This is a genomic window from Corynebacterium halotolerans, assembly GCF_050107895.1.
Lineage (GTDB): Bacteria > Actinomycetota > Actinomycetes > Mycobacteriales > Mycobacteriaceae > Corynebacterium > Corynebacterium halotolerans_B.
On sequence record NZ_JBNILW010000013.1, the window covers coordinates 95,269 to 106,193 of the forward strand.

General features: G+C 63.8%; 10 protein-coding genes and 5 tRNA genes. 3 read left to right on the top strand and 12 right to left on the bottom strand.

The features are described 5' to 3' along the window. Positions 1 to 41: 41 nt before the first annotated feature. A complete protein-coding gene (locus tag ACQCVD_RS12510) occupies positions 42 to 755 on the top strand; it encodes an IclR family transcriptional regulator (RefSeq protein ID WP_426824099.1) in 714 nt (237 codons plus the stop codon). A 60-nt stretch (positions 756 to 815) separates the two neighbouring features. Here ACQCVD_RS12510 and ACQCVD_RS12515 read toward each other — a convergent pair whose 3' ends face one another. From ACQCVD_RS12515 to ACQCVD_RS12555, 9 genes are all read right to left on the bottom strand, one after another. Beyond that, positions 816 to 1,649 carry a phosphosulfolactate synthase gene (locus ACQCVD_RS12515; protein ID WP_426824100.1) on the bottom strand — a complete coding sequence of 278 codons (834 nt, stop codon included), beginning with the start codon at positions 1,647 to 1,649 and terminating at the stop codon, positions 816 to 818. A gap of 14 nt (positions 1,650 to 1,663) precedes the next feature. Next, positions 1,664 to 3,043, bottom strand: coding sequence for an MmgE/PrpD family protein (locus tag ACQCVD_RS12520; RefSeq protein ID WP_426824101.1), 1,380 nt, complete (start codon positions 3,041 to 3,043; stop codon positions 1,664 to 1,666). A gap of 244 nt (positions 3,044 to 3,287) precedes the next feature. Beyond that, a tRNA-Glu gene (locus tag ACQCVD_RS12525) sits at positions 3,288 to 3,360 on the bottom strand. 989 nt (positions 3,361 to 4,349) lie between these two features. Beyond that, positions 4,350 to 4,682 (bottom strand): hypothetical protein, encoded by a 333-nt coding sequence (locus ACQCVD_RS12530; protein WP_426824102.1) that lies wholly within the window; start codon positions 4,680 to 4,682, stop codon positions 4,350 to 4,352. Beyond that, positions 4,679 to 5,851 (bottom strand): TRAFAC clade GTPase domain-containing protein, encoded by a 1,173-nt coding sequence (locus tag ACQCVD_RS12535; RefSeq protein ID WP_426824103.1) that lies wholly within the window; start codon positions 5,849 to 5,851, stop codon positions 4,679 to 4,681. Before ACQCVD_RS12535 ends, ACQCVD_RS12530 begins: the two co-directional genes overlap by 4 nt. A gap of 91 nt (positions 5,852 to 5,942) precedes the next feature. Next, positions 5,943 to 6,015, bottom strand: a tRNA-Glu gene (locus ACQCVD_RS12540). A 20-nt stretch (positions 6,016 to 6,035) separates the two neighbouring features. Further along, a tRNA-Gln gene (locus ACQCVD_RS12545) sits at positions 6,036 to 6,107 on the bottom strand. 265 nt (positions 6,108 to 6,372) lie between these two features. Beyond that, positions 6,373 to 6,445 (bottom strand) — tRNA-Glu (locus tag ACQCVD_RS12550). A 20-nt stretch (positions 6,446 to 6,465) separates the two neighbouring features. Continuing rightward, positions 6,466 to 6,537: transfer RNA gene (locus ACQCVD_RS12555), tRNA-Gln, on the bottom strand. A gap of 291 nt (positions 6,538 to 6,828) precedes the next feature. On the opposite strand from ACQCVD_RS12555, the gene ACQCVD_RS12560 reads away from it, so the two are divergent. After that, on the top strand, positions 6,829 to 7,293 hold the full coding sequence (locus ACQCVD_RS12560; RefSeq protein ID WP_426824104.1) for a DUF2975 domain-containing protein: 465 nt from the start codon (positions 6,829 to 6,831) through the stop codon (positions 7,291 to 7,293). After that, positions 7,294 to 7,509 (top strand): helix-turn-helix domain-containing protein, encoded by a 216-nt coding sequence (locus tag ACQCVD_RS12565; protein WP_426824105.1) that lies wholly within the window; start codon positions 7,294 to 7,296, stop codon positions 7,507 to 7,509. A gap of 80 nt (positions 7,510 to 7,589) precedes the next feature. Here the strand turns inward: ACQCVD_RS12565 and gltX are convergent, their stop codons facing one another. The 3 genes from gltX to ACQCVD_RS12580 all read right to left on the bottom strand — a co-directional run bounded on the left by gltX (position 7,590) and on the right by ACQCVD_RS12580 (position 10,767). After that, a complete protein-coding gene (gene gltX, locus ACQCVD_RS12570; protein WP_426824106.1) occupies positions 7,590 to 9,080 on the bottom strand; it encodes a glutamate--tRNA ligase in 1,491 nt (496 codons plus the stop codon). Positions 9,081 to 9,105: 25 nt separating this feature from the next. Beyond that, positions 9,106 to 10,155: an alpha/beta hydrolase family esterase gene (locus ACQCVD_RS12575; RefSeq protein ID WP_426824107.1), complete on the bottom strand. Its 1,050-nt coding sequence runs from the start codon at positions 10,153 to 10,155 to the stop codon at positions 9,106 to 9,108. A gap of 99 nt (positions 10,156 to 10,254) precedes the next feature. Then, positions 10,255 to 10,767, bottom strand: a complete 513-nt coding sequence (locus ACQCVD_RS12580; RefSeq protein ID WP_426824108.1) for an alpha/beta hydrolase family esterase — start codon at positions 10,765 to 10,767, stop codon at positions 10,255 to 10,257. Positions 10,768 to 10,925 lie beyond the last annotated feature (158 nt).

The window sequence follows — 10,925 nt, forward strand, 5'->3', positions numbered from 1 at the left end:
CGGGCTGAGAATCCCATGGAATGAGATGTTAGTATCGTTGTATGGGACAGTATAGCGCATCTACTTCCGGCATCAAGGTTCTTGACCGCGTCGTGGCGATCATGATGTCCGTCGCCGACCATCCGCGGTCGCTGGCGGAACTGTGCACGGACACCGAACTACCGCGGGCCACGGTCCACCGCCTGGCCACGGCCCTGGAAACCCACCGGATCCTGGCCCGCACCTCTGACGGTCGCTGGTCGATCGGCTCCGCACTGGCCACCCTGGGGGCCGGGGCGAAGAACAAGCTCATCGACGCCGCGACCCCCGTCATGGCCGCACTGATGCACCGCACCGGGGAATCCGTGCAGCTCTACCAGGCCAGCGACACCACCCGCACCTGCATCGCGGCACAGGAGCCGCCGTCCGGGCTGCAGAATACCGTGCCCGTGGGTTCACAGATGCGGCTGACCGCCGGCTCCGCGGCCAAGGTGTTCCTGGCGCACTCCTCCCCCGAGCTCCGCGACGCCCTGCTCCCCGACGCCTCCTTCACCGCCGACGACCTCGACCGGGTGCGCGCCCAGGGCTGGTCGGAATCGGTCAGCGAGCGCGAGGTGGGACTGGCCAGCCTGTCTGCTCCAGTGTTCAACACCGCTGGCCTGTTCCTGGCGGTGCTCTCCATCTCCGGCCCGGCGGAACGGCTCGGTCCCGGGCCGGGGGCGAAATGGGCCGAGGACCTCGTGGAGGCCGCCCGGCGGCTCAGCATGGCGCTGTAGCAGGACACCGGGCCCCGCGCCGGATGGATGGTGCGGGGCCCGGCCTGGGCTTCGCAGCCGTTAGGCGGGATTGATCACCCGTCCCCAGGTGGACTTGTTGCCCCAGATGTTCTGGCGCAGCCCCTCCAGCTGCAGGATCTGGGAGTGGTCGACAAAGAGGTTGACCTCGTTGCCGTAGTTCTTGACGTACCACTCGAAGACCGGGCCGTCGGCGGCCTCGAACATCACGTTCTCCAGTCCCAGGCCGTTGATGATGGCGGCCGCGGCGCCGGTGTTCCACTCGGTGACGTTCTCGGTGATGCCCTCGGACTCGATCATGATGATCGAGGCGCCGGCGTCCAAGGCCCGCTTGCCGCGGTCGACCAGGTCCCCGATGTCCTTCTTGGACTCCGCCGCCAGTTCCGCCTCGCCGGAGTCACCGCCGGAGCCGATCTGGATGCCCAGCTCGGGCTTGGCCTTCAAGCCGGCCTTGGTGACCTTCTCCACCAGCCGTTCCAGACCTGAGGTCGGCAGCATGATGAAACCGGTCGAGATCTCGATGACGTCGAAACCGACCTCCTTGGCCTCCTTCAGGTACTGGTCCACGGCGTCGTCACCGTAGCGCAGAACGGTCTCGATCCAACCGCCGGAGGAGACGTAGGCGCCGTTCTCATGGGCGATGTCGGAGAACTTGCGCACCTGCTCCCGCGGCAGCAGCGCGAAGGAGCCGCCGGCCCACTTGATGCCGTCGACCCAGGGGCCCGCCACGTCGAAGATGTCCTGCAGGTGCCGGGTACCGAAGGTGTCGTAGTACGGTGCCCGGATCTCGGTCATGCCGTAGGTGCGCGGCTTGGCCGGGCGGTGTGCCCGCGGCACAAAGTTGAAGGCAACGTCAAAGTCAATCTGATTTCCCATGGTGAGAATCCTTTCTACTCGTTTCGTGTGGTGCTGACCCGGCTGAGCGCCGTGGTCAGCGTGCTGATCTTGTCGACGCCGTCCAGGTGGTGGACCAGCTCTGCGAGCTCATCCCGCAGCGCCCGGTCCGTGAACGGGGTGACCAGGGTGTCGAACTTCGCCCGGGCGCCGGCCCAGTCCAGGGGCCGGGTGTGGAAGCCATCGTAGGCGGATTCGGTGACGGTGAATTCCGTGCCGTCGTCCAGGGCCACGGTCAGCTCCGCTGGCATCTCGGCCGGGAAGCGGGTGGAGAGCCCCTCATCCGGGGTGATGCTGATCTTGTCCATCAGCCCCTGGACGTCACCGGCGGTGATGCGCTCCGGGGCGTAGTGCGCCGGAGTCAGTTCGCCGTCCAGCAGGACCACGGCCAGCATCCAGGGCAGGGAGTGGTCCGCCTCTTCCTTCGTCCGGACGGTGCGCTTGTCCCCCTCCTCTCCGCCACCGATGATGTTGTAGGCCACGTCGAAGGTCTTCAACCGCACCGCCGCGATCCGGTCCACGTCAAAGCCCGGGCGGCGGCGGATCTCCTGGGCGGCGTCGAGTGCCGATTGTGAGTGGATCTCGGCGTTGTGCTTCTTGATGATGGTGCCGGCCACCGCTTCCAGGTTCTCCTGCGACCAGTCGATGTCGAAGTCGCCGGAGACAGTGTCCTTGAAGCCCTTGTTGCCCTCGAAGACCTCTTCCGGGCCGGTGATCCCGCGGGACGCCAGCAGGGCGTAGAACGTGCCCTCCTTGGACACGTGCGGGTACGCCAGCCCCTTCCAGTTGCTGAGGTTGCCGGTGCGGGTCACCCGTAGCGCCACATTGGCGGTGGCGGTCATGGCAGCCGCGTTCGCGATCTGGTCCTCGTCCAACCCGAGCGCCTTCGCTGCGGCCGCGCCGGCGGCGAACGCGCCCTGGGTGGTGTGGTCGAAACCGCGGTCACGGACCGGAGCGACGTCGGAAAGCCGCGTGTGGACCTGGTACGCCGCGGCGAAGGCGGCCAGGAAATCAGCGCCGGAGGCCTCGCTGGTTTCCGCAGCAGCCAGGACGGCACCCATATTGTCCGAGGGGTGGTTGGTCTCCCCCTTCGCCAGGTAGGCGTCCATGAAGTCGAGGTAGCGACTCAGCGCTGAATTGTAGAAGGCGGCGCGGTCCGCGGGGATCTTCCCGCCGCCGATCATCGTGGCCTGCTCGGCACCGCCGAGTTCCTCGAGCAGTTGCCGGATCGCCTGCATGGGTTCCGCGTCCTGGGCGGCAATCGCCACCCCGAGGGTGTCCAGTACACGGATCTTCAGTTGTTCCAGAGCCGCTGGGCTCATGTCCGCCACAGTCGCCCGGTCCACGAACCGGGCGAGGTTCTGTATCTCTGTCATGCCTCACCATTTCCCTTTCCAGGGCGGCACAGCCATTGTCGCCCTACCGATGTATTAGGTTTGGCTAACCTCCAGTATAAGCGTACTGTTTTGGTTGTCAAGGGTCGGGCAGAATCGGGAAAGTTCAAGGTCAGCTAAGGGGCGGCACACTTCTTGGCGCTTAACCCCTCCCGCCGCCCACCCCGGCAGGATATGAAAAAGAGCCTTCCAAAGTCACTGTGACTTCGGAAGGCTCTTTGAGCTGTACCCCGTACGGGATTCGAACCCGTGCCGCCGCCGTGAGAGGGCGGTGTCCTGGGCCTCTAGACGAACGGGGCGCATCGGACGCGAGCGATTACTCGCTCGTGGTCTGGAGAAAACAATAAACTACGCGCCGAAGATTCAACAAATCGCCTGCTCACCACATTTCAGGACTGCGACGGGACGAGCTGCGACACACGGGCATGGGCACAGGAGAAGCCCGCCCCCGGGAAGTGAGGGGCGGGTTCTTGCTGGGCCGGACCTGGACGGCTTGCATGTCCTGGCGATCTGCTTCCACCTCTTTCCGGCGCCTGGTGCGGAGGTTTCGTTGATTCAAGTAGATATTCCTTGAATCACGTCCGCTTGGACCCTGAGGGGGATTAATGTGCCGGGTGTGGGTTATCGGGGGTTGAAGCCGTGAGGTCCGGGTGACACTCTCGATACGTCATCTACTCGGTTAGCTCCTGCTTCACGCATTACTTGCGCTTGGAAGTCGGGATTATGGCGATGCCCGCTGCCGGGAGGACGCCTACGAGGTGTCCGGAAGTTGAAATAGTTCCACTTGCCGTCATTCGCTCTCCAATCCGTCGATTCCAGTAACCCGGAGACTTCCAGATGGCCGGTAGCTAGTCGGTCAAACTCCACGGTACCGATGGAGTTTCTGCTGTGGATTTCTCCGTTACCTGAAGCATAAGTTGACTCCACCGGTTGTTAAAGCGGTTTGCCGGAAAATGAACGTAACATGTCAGATTACTCCACCCCCGCCGATCGATCGCATGTGGTGGAAGTCACGATACATTGGAGAGTGCGGGGGTGATTTTTGCAGTGAACCAGCAAAAGACCACCACCTCCGGACCGGAAGATGATGGCCTGTATCCGCCCCGTGCGTCTAGGAGACGACAGGGCCCTTTTCGCCCACAACCTCTTGAACGCTACCACAGTGCGGGGCGTTGATCCTGAGAATCGGGCACCTGGATTGCGGTGACGGCAACACCGGAGCTCCCAGCTGGAACTGTGCGTGCCTGTTGATCCTGTTGAGGGCGAACCACTTCCCTCGCCACCCACCTCAGGGGTCGAGGGCGACATCCCAGAGTCTGGCGTAATTATCGGCCACCCGATTCCAGACCAGCCCCCTGCCCTCCGCCACCGAGGAGATTTTCCCTGCCGAATTCCCGGTCAGGACGAAATCATGCACGATGGCCCGGCCGGCTGCATCCTTCCGGCCCTCGGGGTCAGGGAAGCGCAGAGCGATTCTTCCGTTCCGCCGACGACACGCTTCGGGTTCCTCACCCACGCCACTGAAGGTTTCCTCATAGAGCGGGAGGGGGTCGACCCCCTCCTCAGCGATGAGAAAGCGGAAACCCCAGTGCCGTCCTCGGGTGGCCCACAGAAGAATCACTGCACGCTCCTCAGCAGGATCTGGTCTTTCTCCGCCTTTTCCAGATCCATCTTGAATCCGGTCAAAGTTGCGGTGAGGTATTTCTGCTCGGACAAGGCCTGGTCGTTGAGCGCCCGGAGCTTCTTACCTCCCAGCTGAAACGCCTGATCCAGACGGTCCTTCGGCAGAAGTGTCCCGACGATACCGGCCACCCTCCCGAGCGGACCGGGGAGGAACTTCGCCCCGAGCAGGACCGCGGCCACTGCCCCGGCACTAAATGCTCCGGCGCCCAATAGAGCCTCCGCGACTTTGCCGGGCAGCTGCTTCGCCCTGGCCCACTTCACGTGTCTCTCGAACGGCAGCATGGCAGCCAGCGGCAGAATAAGATTGACCCCAATGCGCTCATCTACTGCGATTTTTCCAGGTTCGAACTTCGCCGAGGACAGCAGCATGAAATCCTCCCCGACTGACAAGGCCTCATCTCCCACGACGAATTCCCCGAGAACCTCACGGAGGGAACCGATTTCTCCGGCCACTTTTCTGATCAGGAGGTCACGGAAATTGATGACGTCCATCTCCGGGATCAGGTCGGCCTTCGACAGCGCGATCACCCAGATCCGGGGAAACTCCACCAGCGGTTTTCCGTCCTCAAGCAGGTCATCCTTCAGCGAGAGCAAGCTATTTCTAAAGTTCCCCAACAGGGATTTCAGGTAACGTTCCTCTTCACCTGCATGGTCGACCAGCTTCTGCCCGTCCACCAACAGCAGCGCGACGTCGGAGCCCAGCAGCGACCTGAAGGTGTCCACCCTGCGCTCGGCCTCCGTTGGGCCACTGACCTCCTGATGGAACCATTCTCCGGGATAATCGTGCCAGACCAGCCGTAGGGCCTGGAATGGACTCCCCTTCAGGTCCCTGGAGTTGCCGGCATCCTTCAGTTTGATGGAGAAGGAGTGCGAGGTAGCGGAAAATTTATTGGCTGCCGGAACCCGGGATTCGTCCCTCATGCCGAGATAGTTCTGGTGCAGCCGCGTCCCTTCCCCCACATCATCGGCCACCACATGGAAAAGATTGTTCCGGAGTGCCCGCGGCTCTTGCGCCGCCCCATAAAAGGACGAAATCAGGACGGTTTTACCACTGCCGCTTTCGCCGAATACTGCGATGTGCTGGTCAAGTGTTTTAACGGGTTTCACACCCAGATCCTACGTGAGAAGAACCACTTCACTCAGGACACGCAGAAGACCATCACCTTCTGGTCGGAAGGTGATGGTCTTCTGCGTGTTGTACCCCGTACGGGATTCGAACCCGTGCCGCCGCCGTGAGAGGGCGGTGTCCTGGGCCTCTAGACGAACGGGGCGTAAGCGAATTTCTCCGCAGCTGGCCTACCAGGACTCGAACCTAGAATGACGGTACCAGAAACCGTTGTGTTGCCGATTACACCATAGGCCATTGATCACAGGCTTGAGAACGAATCTCTGCGCTGTTCAACGAGGAATACTATAACCACAACGCTGGCATTCGACCAAATCGCGAGGAGAAAAGGATCCTGCAGCGCTGGGATGATCCCGCCATCTAGTCCAGGCCCCGGTGCCCGTATCGGCCCCCGCGAAAGCCCACATTCCCTCCCGGACCTCAGCCCCGGACTTTTCTCCCCTGTCGACAGAAATGAGAATAACCTCCCGAAGTTCTTCAACTTCGGGAGGTTATTGTGTTGTACCCCGTACGGGATTCGAACCCGTGCCGCCGCCGTGAGAGGGCGGTGTCCTGGGCCTCTAGACGAACGGGGCGTAAGCGAATTTCTCCGCAGCTGGCCTACCAGGACTCGAACCTAGAATGACGGTACCAGAAACCGTTGTGTTGCCGATTACACCATAGGCCAATCTCGAATCAGCTTTTCAGGCTTTCGCCTGCGCTGCTCGACTCGCAACACTATAACCACAATTGCTCTGCCGCGCCAAATCTGCAGCTCACCGCACCCTGGATCGGAACTCACCCCGCCCATCAATGTCGGAGGGGACTCGGTCCCCAGCCGGCAGCCCCCACCACCGCCTGCAGATCGGATACCAGGCCAGAAGAATGTCGGCACGGACATTCTCCCGACCTGGGGATGATGAAAAATATATCGAATTTCGATATACTCATATTGACATTCGATATGAAAGGGGTTGTCATGCCTCAGAAAATCATCGCGTTACTGCGCGGCATCCTGATCGTGGGACTTCTCGGTTGCCTGGGAATCCAGGCCCTACTGACCGCCATGCTCTTCCTGGATCCGGCAGACAGTTACCGCGGCGCACGTATCGCCGCCGTCTCCGTCATCGTCATCGGCTTCGTGTGCGTTGAGGTGGCGTTGGCGTGTGTCTGGCAGCTGCTGACGCTGGTCCGACGCGGGAAGGTCTTTTCTCCCCTCGCCTTCCGCTGGGTGGACGTGATCATCGGCGCGATCACCGTGGCGGCGGTGCTCGTCCTCATCCTCGGCTACATCGTCGGGGAGGTTGACGATGACCCGGGCGTCATTCTGATCGGCGCGGTACTGGCCCTGCTCGTGGCCGGCGTGGCGCTGATCGTCTACGTCCAGCGCATGCTGCTCGTGCAGGCCGCAGGCTTTTCCGCCGAACTGGACGCGGTGATCTGAGTGGGAGTCGTGGTCGACATCGATGTCATGCTCGCCCGCCGGAAGATGACCGTCGCGGCACTCGCCGAGGATGTGGGCATCACCCCGGCCAACCTCTCGGTGCTCAAGAACGGGCACGCCAAGGCGGTGCGCTTCTCCACCCTCGCCGGGCTGTGCCGGGCCCTGGAATGCCAACCGGGAGATCTGCTCCGCTGGGAACCCGATGAACCGGAGTGACGGTAGGACGAAAAACGACGAGGGCCGGGTGCAGCTGTGTCAGCTGCACCCCGGCCCTCAGTCAGGCCCGCGCAGGAAACCTACTGCTGCTCTCCCGCCGGCACGTAGGGAGTCACCGCACGGGCTGCACGCAGCCGCTTCATGGTGGATTCACGGCCCAGCAGCTCCATGGACTCGAACAGCGGCGGGGACACGGCCTCGCCGGAGGTGGCCACCCGCAGGGCGCCGAAGGCGACGCGCGGCTTGAGTCCCAGGTCGTCGATGAGCGCCTTGTTCAGCGCGGCCTCGATGTTGGGGGTCGTCCACTCCCCGGCCGCCTCCAGAGCGGCGATACCGGCGTCCAGCGGCTCGATCGCGGCTTCCTTGAGGTTCTTCTTCGCGGCCTTTTCATTGAGCACCAGGTCCTCATCGGCGGTGACCAGGAACTTCAGCAGGTTCCAGGCCTCACCGAGAGTCTTGATGCGGGTCTGCACCAGCTCAGCGGCAACCTGGAACTTGTCAGCCGGGTAATCCGCCGGGAACTCGGTGTACTCGCTCAGGTAGTCACGCAGCCGGTCCTCGAACACGGCCGGCTCCAGCAACCGGATGTGGTCGGCGTTGATGGCCGTGAGCTTCTTCTCGTCGAAGCGGGCCGGGTTGCCCAATACGTCCTTGATGTCGAAGTTCTCGATCAGCTGGTCGACCGTGAAGATGTCCTCGTCGCCCGACAGTGACCAACCCAGCAGCGCCAGGTAGTTGAGCATCCCCTCGGGAATGATCCCGGCGTCCCGGTGGATGAACAGGTTGGACTGCGGGTCGCGCTTGGACAGCTTCTTGTTGCCCTGGCCCATCACGAAGGGCATGTGCCCGAACTCCGGGACGAAATCGGTGATACCGATGCGGATCAGAGCCTCGTAGAGGGCGATCTGGCGCGGCGTCGACGGCAGGAGGTCCTCGCCCCGCAGGACGTGGGTGATCTGCATCAGCGCGTCGTCGACGGGGTTGACCAGGGTGTAGAGCGGTTCGCCGTTGGAGCGGGCGACCACGAAGTCCGGCTGGGTCTCCGCCTTGAACTCGACCTCTCCGCGGACCAGGTCGGTCCAGGTCCAGTTTTTCTCGGGCATCCGCAGGCGCCAGACCGGCTTACGGCCCTGCGCCTCAAAGGCGTCGATCTGCTCCTGGGTCAGGTTCCGGTCGTAGTTGTCGTAGCCCAGCTTGGGGTCACGGCCGGCGGCCTTGTGCCGCTCCTCCACCTCTTCCGCCGAGGAGTAGGCCGGGTAGACCTCCCCCGCCTCGATCAGCTGGTTCAGCACGTCCGCGTAGATGTCCTTGCGCTGGCTCTGCCGGTAGGGCTCGTGCGGCCCGCCCTTCTCGACGCCCTCGTCCCAGTCCAGGCCGAGCCAGTGCAGGCCGTCGATGATCGCCTGGTAGGAATCCTCGGAGTCCCGGGCGGCGTCGGTGTCCTCGATGCGGAAGACCAGCGTGCCGCCGGTATGACGGGCATAGGCCCAGTTGAACAGGGCGGTGCGGACCAGACCGACGTGCGGGGTGCCGGTGGGCGACGGGCAGAATCGTACGCGAACTTCAGACATGCCCACTATCGTAGACCAGCGCCGTTCAGTTCCTCACGGCACGCTGGGCGGAGAGAAACGCCCAGGCCTCGTCCGGGGTGGACGGGTCGATGTACCAGTCGTGGAAACCGCCGTTGACCCGGATGTGTTCGGTGGGGACGGTGCAGTCCCGGAGCACCAGCCGGTCGGCGTTGTCCCCCACCGGGGTGGAGTCGGTGGCGTCCGGGGTACAGCCGTTGCGCTGAGCCAGCTGCCGCACCATGTCCTCGACCGGCAGATAGGGTGTGTCGTGGAGAATGCCGCCGTTGTAGTTGAGTAGCTCATCCTCCGTGCCGTGCATGATCTGGGTGGCCACGGGTGCGGATTGGCAACCGTCGTCGATCTCCTCGTACAGAGCAGCCGACACCGCCGACACGCCGGCCACCAGGTCGGGGGCGTGGCAGGCCAGCTCGAGCGCCATGCCGCCGCCGTTGGACATCCCGGCAGCGTATATCCGTTCGCGGTCCACGGGCAGGGCAGTCTCCAACTGGGCGATGATCGCCCGCAGGAAACTGATGTCCTCTTCTTCAGTGGTCTCCGAGTACGGGGCCCCGGCCCAGGCGTTGGCCACCCCGGCCGGATAGACCACCACGGCCTCGTGGCCGGCAGCGGCGTCGAAACCGGCGTAGCTCAGGAAGTTCTCCGGCGGGTCGGTCCACCCGCCCATCGCCAGCAGCACCGGGAGCGGTTCCTCCGGGGTGACGGTGTCCGACGTGGAATAGAGATAGCGCCGCTCCTGCCCGTCCGGCATGGTCAGCGTGATCCGGTCGGTGCTCCCGGGGCTGGCCGATTCCAGCGCGGGCACGAACTCGGCGAGCTCCGCATCGCTGAGTCCCACCGTGGATGGTGCCGGCGGCTCGGAGGGGTCAGAGGTGGCCGTCAGCCCCGTCTCCGGCACCGCGGTGGTTTCTGCTGCCTGCGGTACGGCGGGGTCCTGGCCGGAACCGGTCCCCCGGGCCTCGTCCCCGTGCAGGACCGCGAACGTCAGCCCGGCCCCGGTGAGCGCCGCGACGGCGACGATGGTGATGCCCTTTGCCGAAACATGGAAGGTGTTCACTCTCGTGCACGATAGCGGGAAACGGGACATTTGTCTGCCCCATTGTCAACCCTTTTTCTTCCCTCGCCAGCCTCCCGGGCTCCGGCGACGTCGCCCGGGTCAGCTCGCCAGCCGTGAGAAGAAGTCCCACGCCTGGAAGGACGCGTAGTGCGGCCACCCGTGTCCGTCGTTCTCGGAGACCACGAACTCCGTGGGTGCCACACAGTCCTGGTAGACGTGGGCGGTGACCTCGTGGGCGACGGGCCGGGTCACGGTCCGGGCGCTGCAGCCGTTGATCTCCGCCCAGCTCTCCGACAACTGCCGGGCGCCCATGTAGTGGGCGCCGTGGGCCGTCCCACCATCGATCCAGGACAGGCCATCGTTGCTGGAGTGCTCAATCATCACCGGCACCGGGTCCCCGGCGCACTGCCCGGTCTTCGGGGTGCCGGGGTCATAGTAGATGCCCGAGGCGGCGGACACGCCGGCCACCAGGTCGGGGGCGAAACAGGCCAGCGACAGGGCGAAACCGCCGCCGTTGGAGTGGCCGATGGCGAAGATCCGCTCCCGGTCCACCAGATGGTCCTGTTCGATGCGGTCGATGATGGCCCGGGTGTAGGCGATGTCCTCTTCCATCGTGGTCGTCGAATAGGGGCGCCGGCAAACGGGCTCTTCACGATTTAGAGTGCGTTGATCCTGGCCTGCAGCTGCCCGGAGTGAATGAGTGACCGCAAGATGTAGTGGTCGAGGTTCTTGAACCCGAGTGCGATGCCGCGCAAGTGCTCGAGCCTGCC